This window comes from Polynucleobacter sp. AP-Titi-500A-B4, from assembly GCF_018688095.1.
Classification (GTDB): Bacteria; Pseudomonadota; Gammaproteobacteria; order Burkholderiales; family Burkholderiaceae; genus Polynucleobacter.
In genome coordinates, this window is record NZ_CP061311.1 from 1,263,854 (window position 1) to 1,281,920 (window position 18,067).

Sequence of the window (18,067 nt, forward strand, 5' to 3'; positions counted from 1 at the left end):
GTTATTTATTCTCGCCTGATTGATCGCTCTCTAGAGCTTGGTCGATCAATCGAGACATCTCTATGCCATGCTCTACTGAGCTGTCATAGTGAAAGTGCAAAGTTGGCACAGTGTGTATATGCAAACGTTTGAACAATAAAGAATGTAAATAACCTGCTTTTTCCTGAAGCGCTTTTAGGGCATGCTCAGGTTCTGCACCCAAAACGGTGAAGAACACTTTGGCATGCGCCAAGTCAGGTGAGAGTTCGATACTTTGTAAAGTAATCAAACCCAAACTAGAGCTACGCAATTCGCGTGGAATCAGCTCAGCCAGGTCTCGCTGAATTTGATCGGCAAGACGCTGGTTACGATGTGGGCTGGTTTTATGCATGCTTGATAAATTTGAGCAATTAGAGTGAGCGAGCGACTTCAGTAACTTCGAACACTTCCAATTGATCGCCTTCTTTAATATCGTTATAGCCTTTTAATGAAAGACCGCACTCAACACCGGCACGAACTTCTTTAGCATCATCTTTGAAGCGCTTGAGGGAATCCAATTCACCTGACCAGATAACCACGTTATCACGCAAGAGACGAACACTTGAAGTACGCTTAACGATACCGTCAACCACCAAGCAACCCGCAATCGCGCCAACTTTAGATACCAAGAAGACTTGACGGATCTCAACAAGACCAGTGACTTCTTCTTTCTTATCAGGAGTCAACATACCACTCAAGGCAAGTTTCACTTCATCCACTGCGTCATAAATAATGTTGTGATAACGAATATCAACGCCATTGTTCTCAGCCAACTTACGCGCTGCAGCATCGGCACGTGAGTTAAAGCCAATAATGACGGCTTTGGAAGCTACAGCCAAGTTCACGTCAGTTTCAGTGATACCACCAACTGCTGCGTGGACGATTTGTACTTTGACTTCTGGAGTTGAGAGTTTCATTAAGGACTGTGACAAGGCTTCTTGCGAACCTTGAACGTCTGCCTTGATGATTAATGGTAGCAACTTCGCTTCAATCGCACCCTCTTCCATATTCTCCATCATGGTTTCGAGCTTGAATGCCTGTTGTTTAGCCAACTTCACATCACGGAACTTGCCTTGACGGAACAGTGCAATCTCACGAGCTTTGCGCTCATCCGAAACCACTTGTACCGACTCACCAGCAGCAGGCACTTCCGCCAAACCTTGAATCTCTACTGGAATAGAAGGACCTGCTTCGTTACATGGCTTACCGTTTTCATCCAACATGGCACGTACGCGACCAAAAGTTGAACCAGCGAGCAACATATCACCGCGTTTGAGCGTGCCTGATTGAACCAATACAGTTGCAACCGGACCCTTACCTTTATCCAAACGTGCTTCGATCACGAGACCTTGTGCTGGAGCATCTTTAGGGGCTTTGAGTTCCAGGATCTCAGCCTGCAAGAGAACGTTCTCGAGCAATGCATCAATACCTTCACCTGTTTTTGCAGATACCGGAATAAATGGCACATCGCCACCGTATTCCTCTGGAACGACCTGCTCAGCAACTAACTCCGTTTTAACACGCTCAGAATTGGCTTCTGGCTTATCGATCTTATTGATAGCAACAACCAATGGAACCCCACCAGCAACCGCATGGTGAATCGCCTCTTTGGTTTGTGGCATCACGCCGTCATCTGCTGCTACTACCAAGATCACAATATCGGTCGCCTTAGCACCACGAGCGCGCATCGCAGTAAACGCTTCGTGACCTGGGGTATCTAAGAAGGTAATCATGCCACGTGGTGTTTCTACGTGGTATGCACCGATATGCTGAGTGATACCGCCCGCTTCACCGGAGGCTACTTTCGCTAAACGAATCTTGTCGAGCAAAGAAGTTTTACCGTGGTCAACGTGACCCATCACAGTAACTACTGGTGGGCGTGGCAACATTTCAGCATCGTGGCCGTCAGTACCGAGATCTAAGTCTGGATCATCTAACTTAGCAGCATGGGCTTTGTGACCCATCTCTTCAACGATGATCATTGCTGTATCTTGATCAAGCACTTGGTTAATTGTGACCATTTGGCCCATACCCATTAACAACTTGATTACTTCTGCGCTCTTGACTGCCATTGCGTGTGCAAGCTCTGCAACGGTAATCGTTTCTGGAACATGGACATCACGTACTACTGGCTCAGTTGGAACTTGGAAGTTGGTGTCGACGTTTGCTTCAGCGATTTGACGCTGTTTCTTACGACCACCGCCTGAACGCCAACCACCAACACCGCCAGAGGTATCGCCGCGAGTCTTGAGACCGCCCGGCTTCTTAGCGCCCTCTTCTTGCCAAGTTGATGAAGTCTCGGAAGACTTGATTGTTTTACCACCAACCTTCGTTGGTGATTTTTTCTTATCCTCAGCACCCTCTGCTTTAGCAGGTTTGTGTAGAGTACCTTTTTTCGCTTCTTCAGCAGCAACTTCGCTTGGCGCTTTCAAAACACGAGCAGGTGCACTCATCATGTCACGAATCGCCAAGGCTTCAGCCTCAGCAGCAGCACGACGTACACGAATATCAGCCAACTCTTTTTCTTTGCTTGCAGCAATTTCTTTAGCCGCTTTATCTGCTTTGGCTTTTTTCTCAGCAGCCGCTGCAGCAGGGGCATCACCAGATTCAGCTTCAGTAGGGGCAGCAACTTCTTTTTGACGCGCCTCTTCTGCTGCTTTCATTTCCGCTTCTTGACGAGCCAATAACTCAGCTTGACGAGTAGCTTCAGCTGCGCGTTTTTCTAATTCCTCTTCAGACAAAATTGGCTTCGCTGACGCTGCGGCTGTAGCTGCTTTTGCTGGCTTGGCTGGCGCTTCTTCGGCTACAGGTGCTTTATCGCCCGCTTTTACCAAGACACGCTTTTTACGAACTTCAACCTGCACAGTGCGAGTGCGTCCAGCAGAGTCTGCTTGACGAATCTCAGAGCTCTCACGCTTGATCAAAGTGATCTTCTTGCGAGCGCCCGCTTCGGTATTACCATGTGCTTTTTGCAAATACTCGAGCAGGACAGTTTTGTCCTTATCGGTAATGCTCTCATCTTCAGAACCTTTTTCGATCCCAGCTGCCTTCAATTGCTCCAAGAGGTCAGCCGCAGTTCTTTTCAGTTCCTTAGCGAGTACTTTTACTGTTGTTGTTGCCATGCACTACTTCCTCTCATGAAGTAAACCAATGTTCGCGCGCTTTCATGATGAGCGTTTTCGCAGTTTCTTCGTCAATTTGTGTCGCCTCAACTAGCTCATCAACAGCTAGTTCAGCCAGGTCGTCACGGGTATGTACTTGATTGTCAGCAAGTTTGGCAATCAATTCTGTGGTCATTCCTTCTAAGGAAAGCAAGTCTTGTGACACTTCGCCAATACGCTCTTCTTTTGCCAACTCCATCGTCAACAAAGAATCACGTGCGCGGGTGCGCAACTCATTCACAGTATCTTCATCGAATGAATCGATCTCTAACATTTCAGACAATGGCACGTATGCCACTTCTTCCAATGTGTTGAAACCTTCTTCAATCAAAATATCAGCCACTTCTTGGTCTACGTCTAATTTGTCCATGAACAATTGACGTACAGAAGAAGCTTCTTTTTCAGTTTTCTCAGCAGACTCTTCAGGAGTCATGATGTTGATCTGCCAACCAGTCAAATCGCTTGCCAAACGCACGTTCTGTCCGCTACGGCCAATGGCGATTGCCAAGTTTTCTTCATCAACAACCACGTCCATCGCGTGACGCTCTTCGTCAACCACGATTGAAGATACTTGTGCTGGAGCCAAAGCACCAATTACAAACTGCGCTGGATCTTCAGACCACAACACGATATCTACTGCTTCGCCGGCCACTTCGTTACGGACTGCAGTAACACGTGTGCCACGAACACCAACGCAAGTACCGATAGGGTCAATACGCTTGTCATAAGTTACAACAGCAATCTTTGCGCGGATACCAGGATCACGAGCTGCGCCCTTGATCTCTAGCAAGCCCTGCTCCATCTCTGGCACTTCGTTCTCAAACAACTTGATCAAGAAGTCTGGGCAGGTACGAGAAAGTTCGATTTGTGGGCCACGAGCTTCACGATCCACTTTGAGGATGTAAGCACGTACGCGGTCACCGGAACGCAAATTCTCTTTTGGAATCATTTGATCGCGGCGGAGCAAAGCTTCAACACGACCAGATTCAATAATCAAACCATTCTTGTCAGCGCGCTTCACGGTACCGGTCATGACTTTTTCGCCACGCTCGAGGTAGTCGTTCAAAATCTGTTCGCGCTCAGCATCACGAATACGTTGCAAGATCACTTGCTTAGCCGCTTGCGCACCGATACGACCGAATGCTAAAGATTCGATTTGCTCTTCGATGTAGTCGCCAACTTCCATGTCGGGAATTTGCTCTTTGGCTTCAAATTGCAAAATCTCTTTATCTGGCTCTTGTAGACCAGCTTCATCAGGAACAACCAACCAACGACGGAAGGTTTCGTATTCGCCTGACTCACGGTCAATCGATACACGAATATCCACATCTTCATTGGGATAACGCTTCTTAGTGGCTGATGCCAGCGCCATTTCAAGCGCCTCAAACACAATCACTTGATCAACGTTCTTTTCACGCGCTAGGGCGTCTGCCAACATGAGAACTTCTCGGCTCATGACTTTCTTCCTTTGAAATCAATAACAGGGACCAACCGAGTCTTATCGACCTCGGCTAAAGAAAACTCCAATTGAGACGGCTGACCATCAACTGCCTCGAACACCAAACCAAATTTCGCATCAGGTGAATTCAATTCACCACTCAGCAAACCTTGCAACACACCACGAAAATTCTTACGGTTACCAACAGCAACACGCAACTTCATATCCACTTCCATTCCAGTAAAGCGCTCAAAATCGACTGCTGTCTTTACAGGACGATCTAAACCTGGAGAGGAAATCTCCAAACGCTCGTAAGGAATGTTTTCTACTGGCAAGGTGTAGCTCAACTGATGACTCACCTTCTCGCAATCCAAAACAGTAATCAAACGCTCGTAATCTGGGTTTTCAATTGTGACGCGCAGCAAACCCCCAGCTTCACGCTCGATATCTACTAGCGTGTAGCCCAAGTTTTCCAACTCTGCAGCGATGATCTTTTGATCCTTCACAACACCCTTCAAACCAAAACGGCAAAAAAAAATGGGCTTCAAAGCCCATATTCTCGAAATTCAGAACAGGCCGACTTACGTTGATCGCAACATCAGTCGGTAACAACACTTGCAGCATGTTTGTGCTGCAAGACCAAAATTATAGCTGATTTTTAGAGAAAACTGTTAGAAATCAGAAGCTTTCGCCAGGATTTCGGGGTTTTCTAGGGCCCTTATTGAAGGGTTTGCGCCCTTTAGGAGCGCCCCGTTTGGGTCCATTTCCAGGACTTTGGGGGTTGCCTGTCACGAATGCAGACTGGCCATGGTGCACTTTTTTAGCTTTATTACGGCCTTGACCGTTTCCGCCCTGCCCACCTTGACCACCCTGTCCAGGCCTACCGCCTTGGGTTCGACCCCGGAAAGGACCACGTCCCTCGCCAGATCCACCGCCACCGCCAGGTTTGCCACCCCTACCTTGGTGAGTGAGACCATTGTGACCACTTGCCAGGGTTAAAGCGTCCCGTGAACCCCAGTAAGAAACCGAAGTTTGCATTGGGTCAGGTTGAAAGTCTGCGCCAGCAGGGTTACGACTTTGTCCACCAGCATTTGGGTTGCGAGCCTTGTCTTGGGGTTGTGGCATTTTTAAGCCTGCAGACTTCATCAAATTGTAGATACCGCCGGCCTCAATCTCTTCCCACTTTCCGCGCCTTAAGCGTGGAGGCAATAAGAAAATGCCGTAACGAGTTCGGATTAAGCGAGATACCGTATGACCAACTGCTTCAAACATACGACGCACTTCGCGATTACGGCCTTCAGTTAATGCAACGTGGTACCAACGGTTAGCACCGTCACCACCGCCCATCGCTAGGCGTAAGAATTTAGCTTGACCATCATCGAGCGTAATACCGCTCTTTAGTTGCGCCATATTGTCTTGACTCAACTCACCCAAGATACGCACAGCGTATTCACGCTCAACACCGTAACGTGGATGCATCAAACGATTCGCCAACTCACCAGAAGTAGTGAATAGCAATAAACCTTCAGTGTTGAAGTCCAAGCGACCTACAGCAATCCAACGACCTTGACGGGGTTTTGGTAAACGATCAAATACCGTTGGACGACCCTCTGGGTCTGACTGGCTAACGATTTCGCCAGCAGGTTTGTGATACATGATGACGCGTGGCGGTTTTGTTTGAATCTTACGATGCACTGCTTTACCATTGATGCGTACTTGATCGGTCGGACCAATACGCTGACCAATATGTGCAGGCAATCCATTAACAGATACGCGCCCTTGCACAATTAAATCTTCCATGTCGCGGCGTGAACCCATGCCGGCATCAGCTAATACTTTATGAAGTTTAACGGTATCTTCATCATCCGCATCATCGTCTAGACCGTCTAGATCAGACCATACTTCATCACGCAAACTCAGCGGCAATTCATCGATGTTTGCAAACTGCAGACTACTCATCTCTTCTTCAGTCGGCGCATCCGGATCTTCATTTTCACGTGAACGCTGTGCACGTTGCGCACGACGCTCTGCACCCGTTTGATGAGAGATTTCGCTTTCGTTTAAGCCATCTGGATTCTTGGCTTCCAATACTTCTGGCGCATCTAATGCAGCGTCAAACTCACCCGAAACAACTGAAGCAAATAAGGCTTCAACATCTGCAGGGTTTGGTGCTAGCTTTGCGGAATGATTGCCGCCACCTTCACGAGGGCCATTTGAACCCTCACCTTCACGACGCGGTTTGTCCTTATTGAAGGGGCGCTTCTTATTAAATGGGTGCTTGCCGCTGCCTGCACGACGAGGATGGCGTGGGCCACGATCTTCGCGGGGCGCACGTTCACCACCCTCACCCTGAGGGGCTTCTGTATGAGAAGACCCTGTATCAGTCTGTGATGATGTTGCTGCAGGTACTACTGGGCTTGAATCGTTTTCGTTAGAACTTGTCATTAATTATTGTTTTGTTTCGTCTGATTGCTCATCAGACTCAGGGGTAACTTCTTCGGTGATGATTTCGCTGCTTTCTTCGATCACTACTGCTTCTGCCTCTTCAATCACAACCGTTTCTACAGTGGCGGTAGGATCAAACTCCATGACTGCTTGACCTAAATGCTCTGCGGCTGCCATCGGTGCAGCATCTTCCAAAATCGGTAGGCTTTGTAGGTTAGTCAGACTTAAGTCATCTAGGAATTGTTTCGTCGTGGCATATAAACCGGGACGGCCAATCGTATCTTTATGACCAATCACTTCAACCCAACCACGGTCTTCTAATTGCTTCATCACATTGCTGCTCACAGCAACGCCACGAATTTCTTCAATCTCACCGCGAGTAACCGGTTGACGGTAGGCAATGATCGCCAAGGTCTCCATCACTGCACGGGAATACTTAGGTGGCTTCTCAGGCGTCAAGCGGTCAAGATACTCGCGCATTGATAAACGACTCTGAAAACGCCAGCCAGTAGCAATATGCACTAGCTCCATACCCTTGTCATCCCAAGCGCGTTGCAACTCTACTAAGGCCTCATCAATATCAGCGGTAGTGATGTCCTCAACAAACAGGCGAGAAAGGTCAGCAACTGAGAGTGGCTCCTGCGCGCACAGGAGGGCTGTTTCAATAACGCGCTTGTTGTGGTCGTCCATAAAAGTCGGGCTATCAGGATTGAACCTGAGTAGGCTTTAAAAAATGTATTTCAGTAATGGGTTTTGGTGTTCTCTAGCGACTACGGACAATCCATCTCATAATTTCTAGTTAGGGAATATGCCCGCGCTGCAACGAAGTCCTTTTCGTTCACCGTGCACCCATTATAAGGTAGGCTCAATACAATAGCCACATGCACAATATTTCATCAAAACCCCCGGTTTCCCCTGAACGACGCCATTTATTAGGTCTTGGCATCGGAATGGGCGCACTATTGGGTGCAAGCGGCTTGAGTTCATGTAGTCTCATGGGGCCCAAAAAGCCCGTGGTCGGATTGGTTCTTGGTGCTGGCGCTGCCCGGGGATTTGCCCACGTGGGCGTCATTAAAGCCCTCGAAGCGCAAGGCATTCATCCCAATATCGTTGTTGGTAGCAGTGCTGGTAGCGTGATCGCAGCCCTCTTTGCCTCTGGTGCCACTGGGAACGATCTCAATCGCCTGGCTCAAAATCTCGATGAAGCCACGATTGCTGACTGGGGTTTGCCATTTGCTGGACGTTTTGGCGGCCTCATTAAAGGCGATGCCCTTCAAAACATGGTCAACCGTGAAGTACAGAACAAAACGATTGAGCAGATGCGCATTCCTTTGGGAATTGTTGCTACTGAATTGCAATCTGGCAAAGGGGTTTTATTTCGCACAGGCAATACTGGTCAAGCAGTACGTGCATCGTGCAGCGTACCTGGAGTCTTTCAACCTACTGTAATTGGTGGCAAAGAATATTTGGATGGCGGCCTAGTGGCACCGGTACCCGTCAGCTTTGCAAGACAGATGGGTGCGACCCTGGTGATTGCGGTGAATATTTCTTCAGAACCTGTTCATCAAGACGCGAGTGGAACCTTTGGCGTTCTACAGCACACTATTTCGATTATGCAAAGAAGCATTAATCAATATGAACTCAAGAGTGCGGATATTGTGATTACCCCACAACTCAAACAAATGAGTAGTGGTGATTTCAAATCTAGAAACGCGGCGATCTTGGCTGGCGAAGTCGCAGCCCAAGAGCAAATAGCATTGATTAAGGAAAAGCTGAAAGGCTGAGCCGGCAGGTCATAAACCCCTGAATAATATGTCCTTTTTGTAATCATGGTATAGTTCCATAGGTCTAATTGTAGTTACAATTAGACCTATGGAGATTACTTATGACTGGGCAAAAAACGCGCAAAACATCCTCGAACGAAATCTTCCCTTTGACCGGGTGGTGGATTTTGATTTCGAGACAGCAAATTTCACGATCGACAAGAGAAAAGACTACGGAGAAATTCGTAGATGTGCGATTGGTTACCTTGGAAGCAGGCTGCATTCCCTAGTATTCACCGAAACGCCAAAAGGAATTCGGGTAATTAGCTTTAGGAAGGCAAATAAACGAGAACTAGCAATCTATGAACAGAAAAAATAAAAACGATAAAGATGATTTTGAATGGACCGAGACGGAACTGAAGGCATCCAAAAAAATAAATTCGCTTCCAAAATCTCTACAATTAAAACTTGCAGCACGCAAAACTAGAGGTCCGCAAATAAGCCCCACTAAAGTCTCTACTACCATTCGTTTATCGAGTGATGTAATTGCATCCTTCAAGGCAACTGGATCTGGATGGCAAACGAAAATTGATCATGCACTCAAGCAATGGCTTGAAGAACATACACTGACGTGACTAAATTTTCTAAAGACTGCGTGACTTACGCTTGAGGTTCTTCACTTCGTTTAACAACTCTTGACGCTCAGCATCATTGAGGTTGTCACTACCGTCGAGACGACGGGCGCCATCAAAGCGTTTATCCCAATACAGGCTACCAAGATCGTCAACGCGAACACTAGTGCCTTTGGATGGTGAGTGAATAAATTTGTTGTCCCCAACATAAATGCCCACATGCGAAAACGTTAAACGCATCGTGTTAAAAAATACGAGGTCGCCAGGTTGTAATTCATCGCGACCAATTGGCTTTCCAACACGACTCATTTGTGTGGACTTGCGTGGTAACAAGAAGCCCAATTTATCTTTAAAGACGTAACCAACAAAACTGCTGCCATCCAAACCAGACTGAGGCAATTCTGCATCCCAGCGATAGCGCACGCCAATCACTTCCATCGCGCGATTAATTAACTCTTCAGATTTTCCGGTAACGGTATCGGCCAAACGATCAGATACTCGAGCGATATAAGCCCTACCCGCCTGGAACATACTTTCTTTTGGAACCACTGCATCTGCAGTTGCGGTTGAATTGTCAGGCGCAGTCGTATCCGCTGCGAAGGCAGTAAACGAGACAGTCAAACCCAAGGCAAAACCCAAGGTTTGAGAAAGTAGCGCTTTTTTCAGTGACATCGGATCAGTTTAACAAAGAACCCTTATTTAACCAAGCCTTGACTGTAGTCTTAAGTCTTTGTTTATAAACAATTTTTTGCACCTTTTAGGGGTCATTATTGGAAAAATGCACCAAATTAGTCCCAAAAGAGTGGTTTTGAACTAGAGCTAAGTAAGCTCGGCGGCCGCAAATAACTCTTTGGTATAGATCTGCTTGGGGTGCTTGATAAGGGTTTCGGTATCCCCAAACTCCACCACTCTGCCCTCTTTGAGCACAATAACCTCGTGCGACATAGCCCGAATCACGGCCAGGTCATGGCTGATCATCAGATAAGCCAGGTTGTACTTCTTCTGTAGCTCTGAGAGCAAAGCTAAGACCTGTTTTTGAATGGATACATCCAATGCTGAAGTAGGCTCATCCAAGACCAAAATCTGTGGGCGCAAAATCAAGGCACGCGCAATCGCAATACGTTGACGTTGACCACCAGAGAACTCATGAGGGTAGCGCGTTAACGCCGAGCGATCTAAACCAACTTCTTTGAGCATATCCACTACGCGAGATTCACGTTCCGCCGCAGACAGTTTCGGATAATGCACATCCAATCCTTCAGCAATAATTTGCATCACGTTCATACGCGGTGATAACGAGCCAAACGGATCTTGAAAAATCACTTGTAAGCTTGAGCGCATTGCGCGACGCTCTACTGCTTTTAATTTCTGCCAATCCTTGCCCAGCACATCGACATCACCCGTTACTTGCGCCGCAGAGTCACCTAATAAGCCAAGGACAGCCATGCCTAAGGTGGTCTTGCCTGAGCCTGACTCACCGATAACGCCAATCGTCTGGCCTTGCTTGAGATTGAAGGACACTTTTTTCAATACTTTATGTGGTGGCGCTTTTTTAAACCAGGAGCTTGATTCTGAGCTTGGGTAAGCAACAGATAACTCTTCCGTCTTTAAGAGAACTGGCGCCAAAGGCATGACCGGTGCAAGTTCACGCACAGGCTCACTGTTAACCAAGGCACGGGTGTAAGGATCGCTTGGATGTTCAAAGACTTGTTTTGTTGAGCCAGACTCCATGAGGTTGCCTTGGTTTAACACTGCAACCCGCTGCGCAAAGTGCTTCACTAAATTGAGATCATGCGTAATCAGCAGAATACCCATGCCACCATGCTCTTTGGATTCTTCTTGCAACTCCTTGAGTAGATCCAAAATTTGCAAACGTAAACTCACATCCAAAGCCGTTGTTGGTTCATCTGCAATCAAGAGACGTGGTTTACAAGCCAGCGCCATGGCAATCATCGCGCGCTGACGTTGCCCCCCAGAGAGTTGATGGGGATAAGAATGGAAACGACGCTCTGGTTCAGGGATGCCTGTCTTTTTGAGCAAATCAATGGCTGCATCAATGCAATCAGACTTTGAGATGAGGGGTTGATAGATCTGCACTGCCTCAATAATTTGATTGCCAATCGTAAAGAGTGGATTAAGCGCTGTCATCGGCTCCTGAAACACCATAGCGATCTCGCGCCCACGTATTTCACGAATATCTTCAATCGGCAAAGACAGCAAATCTAGCGTGCCACTGCCATCCTTTTTGTTCCACAGAATCTTTCCAGAGACTTTGGCACCTTCGGGCTCTAGCCTTAATGGTGCAAGCGCTGTTAAGGTTTTGCCAGAGCCAGATTCGCCAACCAGGGCAACACGTTCGCCAATACCGATTTCTAAATCCAAATGATTGACGGCGAACTTCTCGCGGCGACCTCCTCCAAAGGAAATTGACAAATCCTCATAACGTAGCAAGCTCATGAGCGACCTCCACTCATCAGACCCGCTTTTCGAGAGTCATAGGCGTCACGCAGTGCCTCGCCCATAAAAGTGAGTAGCAGTAGCGTTGCCACCAAGACCACAAAGGTTGATAGTGAAATCCACCATGCGTCTAAATTGCCCTTGCCTTGGGAAAGCAACTCACCCAAGCTTGGCGTACCCGGAGGCACGCCTAAGCCCAAGAAATCCAAACTCGTGAGCGACAAAATCGCGGCGCTCATACGAAACGGCAAAAAAGTAATCACCGGCGTCAAACTATTAGGCAGAATATGACGCCACATGATTTGTACATTCGTCAGGCCCAATGCTCTGGCAGCGCGCACATACTCTAAGGCGCGGTTGCGAAAGAACTCAGCACGAACGTAATCAGATAAGCCCATCCAACCAAATGCTGCTAATAAGATAATCAGAAGCGAAACGCTAGGATTAAAAATCGAGGCAAAGATGATCAAGAGATAAAGCTCTGGCATGGCTGACCATATCTCAATCAATCGTTGAGAGATCAAATCAAATTTGCCACCAAAAAATCCCATCAAGGATCCCGTGATGATGCCAACCGTTACCCCTACGATGGTTAATGCCAAGCCAAACAATATGGATAAGCGGAAACCATAAATGAGACGTGAAAGCACATCGCGCCCACGATCATCAGTGCCTAGCCAGTTTTGCCATGAAGGTGGTGCAGGATTGGGAACTTGTGAGAAGTAATTGAGCGTCTCATAGCTATAGGTAATGGGTGGATAGATAGCCCAATTACCATTACTCGTAATGTTGCGACGAATATCTGGGTCCAAGAAATCCGTTGGTGTTGCAAAATCTCCACCGAATACTGTCTCCGCTTGATTCTTGGCGATCGGGAAATAAAAATGGCCGTCATAACGCACGATCAATGGCTTGTCATTCGCAATGATTTCAGCGCATAAAGAAAGGCCAAAGAGAATCACGAAGATCCACAAGCTGGCATAGCCTCTACGATTACTTCTAAATCGTTGCCAGCGACTCATGAGCCACCTCCAGCACCAAACTGAATACGCGGATCAACATAGACGTAGCAGAGATCAGAGATCAACTTTGTGAATAAGCCGATCAAGGTAAATAGATACAAAGTACCGAACACTACTGGATAGTCACGGCGCATCACCGACTCATAAGAGAGCAAACCGAGCCCATCGAGTGAAAATAAGGTTTCAATTAACAGCGATCCCGTAAAGAAGGCGCCAATAAAGGCTGCAGGAAAGCCAGTAACCAGCGGCAACATCGCATTGCGAAAGACATGCTTCCACAACACTTGCTTTTCAGTTAAGCCTTTTGCTCTTGCAGTTAAGACATACTGCTTACGAATCTCTTCTAAGAAAGAATTCTTGGTCAACATAGTGACCACTGCAAAACTGCCCAAAACAGATGCAGTAATTGGTAAGACTAAGTGCCAAAGATAGTCCATCGCCTTGCCTATCAAACTCAGCTCGGTCCAGTTATCCGAGGTCAATCCTCGCAAGGGGAAGATTTGCAGAAAGCTACCGCCGCCAAAGATCACCAATAAGAGCACACCCAATACAAAACCAGGAATGGCATAACCCACCAAGATCATTGTGCTCGTTACAGCGTCAAAGCGTGAACCATCACGTACTGCTTTAGCAATCCCCAGTGGAATCGATACTAAATAGGTAATAAAGAATGTCCACAAGCCAATACTGATCGACACCGGTAATTTAGAGACCACCAAACGCCACACGCTTTCATGCTGGTAATAACTATCACCCAAATCAAAGCGGGCAAAGCGACCTAACATCATGAAATAACGCTCAAGCGGTGGCTTATCAAAACCATAAAGGGCTTTAACTTCTTCTAAGCGTTGGGCATCGATACCTTGGCGTCCACGGTACGTCGCACCAGCACCAGAGGACTCGGTGCCGCCAACTGCTGCATCGCCCTTACCTTTGAGTTCGAGCACCATTTGTTCCACAGGGCCGCCTGGTACAAACTGCACTACAGCAAAGGTCAAGGTCAAGACGCCCAACAAGGTTGGGATCATGAGCAATAAACGTTTGAAGATGTAGGCGCGCATTTGTCCTTGCATTATTTAGCCTCCTCTTTCCACCAGTTTTGCATGATCCAAGGCTCTGCCTGGTAATACAAAGGAGGCTCTGGGTAACGCATCTCATTGCGGAAGGCAACACGATGTGTTGGGTTATACCACTGGGGTATCACGTAATAACTATTCCACAGTACACGATCGAGCGCTCTACAAGCAGCACGCAACTCTTCACGATTTTGCGCCTTTGTAATCTCTTCAATTAAAGCGTCGACAACGGGTGATTGAATGCCGATGATATTGTCAGAGCCTTTTTCTTTGGCCGCTTGACTGCCAAAACGATCCCATAATTCATTTCCAGGATTTTGTGAATCAGGAAAGCGCGTTGTCGTCATATCAAAGTCGTACTCATTCATGCGCTTTTGATACAAAGCAAAGTCACTCGTACGAATGTCTAACTGAATACCCAACTTTTCTAAGTTGCGGCCATAAGCAGAAAGCACTCTTAAGAAAAATCCGCCGTTCTCGACCATCTCAATCCGAAATGGTTCGCCCTTTTCATTGCGGAGTGCACCATCGCGATATTGCCAGCCAGCGTGCATGAGTAATTCACGGGCTTGGCGAAGATTCTGCCGCAGACTGCCTGGCGACTTGGTTGAAGGCGGCGCAGGCATCGGACCAAAGACGGCATCAGGCACCCACTGTGGATATTTAGCTTTGAGTGGTCTCAGTAGTTTCAACTCAGCTTCTGTAGGTTTACGAGGACCATCGAAATTGGCGCTCAAATCGCTATTGGTAAAGTAGCTATTGATGCGACCGTACTGATCAAAAAATATTTGGCGGTTGAGCCACTCAAAATCTAAAGCCAAACCCAATGCTTGGCGAACGCGTGGATCTTGCAAAGTGGGTTTGCGCACATTCATGGCAAAGCCCTGCATACCAGCACCATTATGATTAATGAAGGCTTTCTTTAAGAGTGTGCCGTTATCAAACTTAGAGCCGACATACCCTTTAGCCCAGATCTTGGCACGGTACTCTACCAATGCATCAAACTCACCCGCTTTAAATGCCTCAAGTCTCACAGCATCATCGCTATAGAGTTTGTATAGGACGCGATCAAAGTTATAAAACCCAACGCGCACATTTAAAGGCTTACTCAATTGATCGGCCCAGTACTGTGGGTTTCTCTTATAGGTAATCGACTTGCCAGCCTTGAAGGACTCAATCAGATAAGGTCCACTACCAATCGGAGTTTCAAAGGCAATCTTGTCAAACGCAATCATGGTGCCGTCTGGACGCCTGCCCCAGTTGCGAGAGAAGATGGGTAGCGTCCCTACCATGATCGGTAGTTCTGTATTGTTATTCTTGAAATCAAAGCGCACCACTCGATCTGAAATCACGACCGCTTGCTTCACATCGGCAAAAGTCGTTTTATAACGAGGATGTGCAAGGCCACTCATTAATGTATCAAAGCTATGTTTGACATCTGCAGCCATCACTGGCGTGCCATCAGAAAATTTGGCTTCTGGCCGAATATGAAAGGTGACTGATTTACGATCCTTAGCAACGTCAATATCGTCAGCAAGTAAACCGTAAATACTCGACACTTCATCCGCGCTACCCTCGGCAAGAGATTCAAACATCAAATCAATTCCAGGAGCTGTGACACCACGCAAGGTGTAGGGATTGAACTTATCAAAACTGGTTCGTTGACCTGGATTTGGCAAAGTCAGGGTGCCGCCTCTAGGCGCATTGGGATTGACGTAGTCAAAATGGGCGAACCCATCTGCATACTTTGGCTTACCGTATTGCGCAATTCCTTGGGCCGCTTGCACAAAATTGCCGCTAAGCCCCACTAGCAGAGCTAGCAGTAAGAAATGGGCAGTTTGGCGAAAAAGGGTTTGAGCTGGCATATATGCAACAATTGTAGATAGCAAATCATATTTGAAGCAAAGGACACAACATGGGCTTTCTCTCCGGCAAAAAAATCCTCATTACCGGCCTCCTCTCCAACCGCTCCATCGCCTATGGCATTGCCAAGGCCTGCCACCGTGAAGGTGCTGAACTTGCCTTTACCTACGTAGGTGAGCGCTTTAAGGACCGTATTGTCGATTTTGCAAAAGAATTCAATACCGAGCTCATTTTTGACTGTGATGTAGGCAGCGATGAGCAGATTTCCGCCCTCTTCAAGGATTTAGCAAAATCCTGGCCTCAGTTTGACGGTTTTGTACACGCGATTGGCTTTGCGCCACGCGAGGCAATTGCCGGTGACTTTCTAGAAGGTCTCTCACGCGAAGGCTTCAAGATTGCGCATGACATTTCTGCATACAGCTTCCCAGCCATGGCAAAAGAAGCATTACCCATGTTGCGCGATAAATCTTCATTGCTCACTTTGACCTACTTAGGCTCAATGAAGAATGTTCCCAACTACAACACCATGGGTTTAGCAAAAGCTTCGCTCGAGGCATCTGTACGTTACCTTGCCGGTTCCGTTGGGCCCAAGGGCATTCGTGCAAACGGTATTTCTGCGGGCCCAATCAAAACATTGGCTGCTTCTGGTATCAAAGGCTTTGGCAAGATTTTAGAAGCTGTTGAACAAACCGCACCACTACGTCGCAATGTAACGATTGATGATGTGGGCAATACTGCCGCCTTCTTGTTATCTGATTTGGCAAACGGCATTACCGCTGAAATCATTTATGTAGACAACGGCTTTAGCCAAGTTATAGGTGGAATGGAAGACGCTTGAGCGTTCCTTCAGCAGTCACCCTGCGTGAGGCCCTCAAGTTCTGGACCAAGCTAGGCTTTATCAGCTTTGGAGGCCCCGCAGCACAAATCGCCGTTCTGCATCAAGAGTTAGTTGAGAAGCGTCGCTGGATTTCTGAGCGGCGCTTTTTACATGCGCTCAACTATTGCATGGTCTTACCTGGACCTGAAGCACAACAACTGGTGACTTATATCGGCTGGCTCATGCATCGTAGCTGGGGCGGCATTTTGGCAGGTACTTTGTTTGTACTGCCCTCACTATTGATTTTGATTGCCTTGTCTTGGGTATATCTCACCTACGGACAAGTGCCTTGGATCGCAGCGATTTTCTTTGGCATCAAACCCGCTGTGACAGCCATTGTTCTGCATGCGGCAATCCGTATTGGTAAACGCACGATTCACAATCAAGCATTGCAGTGGATTGCATTGGGTTCATTTTTGGCCATCTTTATTTTGAACCTATCCTTCCCCATCATTGTGTTAATTGCTGCAGCAATAGGTTATTGGGGTGGCAAACAGTATCCAGAATATTTTCAACAAGTAGGTCATGGTAGCAAGGCTGTCAACAGCGATGGTGGTGCCCTCATTGATGACGACACGCCCACACCAGCACATGCGCAGTTCAACTATCAAAAGACTTTGTTACATAGCGCCATTGCTTTTACCTGCTGGCTACTACCGATTGGCCTCTTGATTGCTATCTTTGGCTGGAAAACGCTCTACCCCAATATTGCCTGGTTCTTTACTAAGGCCGCCTTCCTCACCTTTGGTGGTGCGTATGCAGTACTGCCCTATGTTTATCAAGGTGCAGTCGATCAATTTCATTGGTTGAGCGCCAATCAAATGATTGATGGATTAGCGCTTGGTGAAACCACTCCAGGACCACTCATCATGGTAGTGGCTTTTGTCGGTTATCTCGCCGGACACATACAGCATCTCATCGGTAATAGCAGCCCCTTTTGGTTTGGCACACTCGGTGCTGTTGTGGCCACTTGGTTTACTTTTTTGCCATCCTTCTTTTTTATCTTGGTTGGCGGTCCATTGGTGGAATCAACGCATGGCAAGATTGGATTTACTGCACCACTGACTGCAATCACTGCAGCAGTAGTTGGCGTCATCGTCAATCTGGGTCTGTTTTTTGCCTATCATGTGTTTTTACCTCATGGCTTAGGTGGCTCGATTTCTTGGATCTCCATCATCATTTGTGGCTTAGCGGGATTAGCCTTATTGAAGTTCCAAAAAGGCGTTATGACGGTTCTTGGTGGCTGCGCCCTAGCAGGACTACTGATCTACTTTGCCGGAATGTTGATCAGCTAAGCTTTTTCCCAAGATTGGCA

At 47.4% G+C, this 18,067-nt stretch carries 16 protein-coding genes; 5 read left to right on the forward strand and 11 right to left on the reverse strand.

The window, feature by feature from the left end; translation table 11 throughout:
• Nucleotide 1: 1 nt before the first annotated feature.
• From rbfA to scpB, 6 genes are all read right to left on the reverse strand, one after another.
• A complete protein-coding gene (rbfA, locus tag FD968_RS06365) occupies nt 2-370 on the reverse strand; it encodes a 30S ribosome-binding factor RbfA (RefSeq protein WP_215364760.1) in 369 nt (122 codons plus the stop codon).
• 19 nt (nt 371-389) lie between these two features.
• Nucleotides 390-3,140, reverse strand: coding sequence for a translation initiation factor IF-2 (gene infB / locus FD968_RS06370; protein WP_215364762.1), 2,751 nt, complete (start codon nt 3,138-3,140; stop codon nt 390-392).
• Between the two features lie 13 nt (nt 3,141-3,153).
• Entirely contained in the window at nt 3,154-4,635 is a 1,482-nt protein-coding gene (nusA, locus tag FD968_RS06375; RefSeq protein ID WP_068948790.1) for a transcription termination factor NusA, read from the reverse strand.
• Nucleotides 4,632-5,123, reverse strand: a complete 492-nt coding sequence (gene rimP / locus FD968_RS06380; RefSeq protein ID WP_215368085.1) for a ribosome maturation factor RimP — start codon at nt 5,121-5,123, stop codon at nt 4,632-4,634. Before rimP ends, nusA begins: the two co-directional genes overlap by 4 nt.
• Nucleotides 5,124-5,295: 172 nt before the next feature.
• Nucleotides 5,296-7,062 carry a 23S rRNA pseudouridine(2605) synthase RluB gene (gene rluB, locus FD968_RS06385; protein ID WP_215364764.1) on the reverse strand — a complete coding sequence of 589 codons (1,767 nt, stop codon included), beginning with the start codon at nt 7,060-7,062 and terminating at the stop codon, nt 5,296-5,298.
• A 3-nt stretch (nt 7,063-7,065) separates the two neighbouring features.
• Complete coding sequence (gene scpB / locus FD968_RS06390; RefSeq protein ID WP_215364767.1) at nt 7,066-7,752, reverse strand: SMC-Scp complex subunit ScpB; 687 nt, start codon at nt 7,750-7,752, stop codon at nt 7,066-7,068.
• A 305-nt stretch (nt 7,753-8,057) separates the two neighbouring features.
• On the opposite strand from scpB, the gene FD968_RS06395 reads away from it, so the two are divergent.
• The 3 genes from FD968_RS06395 to FD968_RS06405 all read left to right on the forward strand — a co-directional run bounded on the left by FD968_RS06395 (nt 8,058) and on the right by FD968_RS06405 (nt 9,460).
• A complete protein-coding gene (locus FD968_RS06395) occupies nt 8,058-8,846 on the forward strand; it encodes a patatin-like phospholipase family protein (RefSeq protein ID WP_371817759.1) in 789 nt (262 codons plus the stop codon).
• An 88-nt stretch (nt 8,847-8,934) separates the two neighbouring features.
• Nucleotides 8,935-9,204, forward strand: coding sequence for a BrnT family toxin (locus tag FD968_RS06400; RefSeq protein ID WP_215364773.1), 270 nt, complete (start codon nt 8,935-8,937; stop codon nt 9,202-9,204).
• Nucleotides 9,188-9,460, forward strand: a complete 273-nt coding sequence (locus FD968_RS06405; protein ID WP_215364775.1) for a BrnA antitoxin family protein — start codon at nt 9,188-9,190, stop codon at nt 9,458-9,460. Before FD968_RS06400 ends, FD968_RS06405 begins: the two co-directional genes overlap by 17 nt.
• Before the next feature lie 9 nt (nt 9,461-9,469).
• Here FD968_RS06405 and FD968_RS06410 read toward each other — a convergent pair whose 3' ends face one another.
• From FD968_RS06410 to FD968_RS06430, 5 genes are all read right to left on the reverse strand, one after another.
• On the reverse strand, nt 9,470-10,129 hold the full coding sequence (locus FD968_RS06410) for a C40 family peptidase (RefSeq protein ID WP_215364777.1): 660 nt from the start codon (nt 10,127-10,129) through the stop codon (nt 9,470-9,472).
• Nucleotides 10,130-10,276: 147 nt separating this feature from the next.
• The gene (locus FD968_RS06415; RefSeq protein WP_215364779.1) at nt 10,277-11,914 is read right to left on the reverse strand and encodes an ABC transporter ATP-binding protein; all 1,638 of its coding nucleotides are present in this window, start codon (nt 11,912-11,914) and stop codon (nt 10,277-10,279) included.
• On the reverse strand, nt 11,911-12,936 hold the full coding sequence (locus FD968_RS06420; RefSeq protein ID WP_215364781.1) for an ABC transporter permease: 1,026 nt from the start codon (nt 12,934-12,936) through the stop codon (nt 11,911-11,913). The genes FD968_RS06415 and FD968_RS06420 overlap by 4 nt, the downstream gene beginning before the upstream one ends.
• Entirely contained in the window at nt 12,933-13,997 is a 1,065-nt protein-coding gene (locus FD968_RS06425) for a microcin C ABC transporter permease YejB (RefSeq protein ID WP_215368087.1), read from the reverse strand. The genes FD968_RS06420 and FD968_RS06425 overlap by 4 nt, the downstream gene beginning before the upstream one ends.
• A gap of 11 nt (nt 13,998-14,008) precedes the next feature.
• Nucleotides 14,009-15,877, reverse strand: coding sequence for an extracellular solute-binding protein (locus FD968_RS06430; protein ID WP_215364783.1), 1,869 nt, complete (start codon nt 15,875-15,877; stop codon nt 14,009-14,011).
• Between the two features lie 50 nt (nt 15,878-15,927).
• Here FD968_RS06430 and fabI point away from each other — a divergent pair, with 50 nt between their 5' ends.
• Nucleotides 15,928-16,713, forward strand: coding sequence for an enoyl-ACP reductase FabI (gene fabI, locus FD968_RS06435; protein WP_215364785.1), 786 nt, complete (start codon nt 15,928-15,930; stop codon nt 16,711-16,713).
• A complete protein-coding gene (chrA, locus tag FD968_RS06440) occupies nt 16,710-18,047 on the forward strand; it encodes a chromate efflux transporter (protein ID WP_215364788.1) in 1,338 nt (445 codons plus the stop codon). The genes fabI and chrA overlap by 4 nt, the downstream gene beginning before the upstream one ends.
• Nucleotides 18,048-18,067 lie beyond the last annotated feature (20 nt).

What these genes read in the sequence shown, in the direction of transcription:
- rbfA (WP_215364760.1), bottom strand. Translation starts at nt 370, where the DNA reads ATGCATAAAACCAGCCCACATCGTAACCAGCGTCTTGCCGATCAAATT.
- infB (WP_215364762.1), bottom strand. Translation starts at nt 3,140, where the DNA reads ATGGCAACAACAACAGTAAAAGTACTCGCTAAGGAACTGAAAAGAACT.
- nusA (WP_068948790.1), bottom strand. Translation starts at nt 4,635, where the DNA reads ATGAGCCGAGAAGTTCTCATGTTGGCAGACGCCCTAGCGCGTGAAAAG.
- rluB (WP_215364764.1), bottom strand. Translation starts at nt 7,062, where the DNA reads ATGACAAGTTCTAACGAAAACGATTCAAGCCCAGTAGTACCTGCAGCA.
- scpB (WP_215364767.1), bottom strand. Translation starts at nt 7,752, where the DNA reads ATGGACGACCACAACAAGCGCGTTATTGAAACAGCCCTCCTGTGCGCG.
- FD968_RS06395 (WP_371817759.1), top strand. Translation starts at nt 8,058, where the DNA reads ATGGGGCCCAAAAAGCCCGTGGTCGGATTGGTTCTTGGTGCTGGCGCT.
- FD968_RS06400 (WP_215364773.1), top strand. Translation starts at nt 8,935, where the DNA reads ATGGAGATTACTTATGACTGGGCAAAAAACGCGCAAAACATCCTCGAA.
- FD968_RS06405 (WP_215364775.1), top strand. Translation starts at nt 9,188, where the DNA reads ATGAACAGAAAAAATAAAAACGATAAAGATGATTTTGAATGGACCGAG.
- FD968_RS06410 (WP_215364777.1), bottom strand. Translation starts at nt 10,129, where the DNA reads ATGTCACTGAAAAAAGCGCTACTTTCTCAAACCTTGGGTTTTGCCTTG.
- FD968_RS06415 (WP_215364779.1), bottom strand. Translation starts at nt 11,914, where the DNA reads ATGAGCTTGCTACGTTATGAGGATTTGTCAATTTCCTTTGGAGGAGGT.
- FD968_RS06420 (WP_215364781.1), bottom strand. Translation starts at nt 12,936, where the DNA reads ATGAGTCGCTGGCAACGATTTAGAAGTAATCGTAGAGGCTATGCCAGC.
- FD968_RS06425 (WP_215368087.1), bottom strand. Translation starts at nt 13,997, where the DNA reads ATGCGCGCCTACATCTTCAAACGTTTATTGCTCATGATCCCAACCTTG.
- FD968_RS06430 (WP_215364783.1), bottom strand. Translation starts at nt 15,877, where the DNA reads ATGCCAGCTCAAACCCTTTTTCGCCAAACTGCCCATTTCTTACTGCTA.
- fabI (WP_215364785.1), top strand. Translation starts at nt 15,928, where the DNA reads ATGGGCTTTCTCTCCGGCAAAAAAATCCTCATTACCGGCCTCCTCTCC.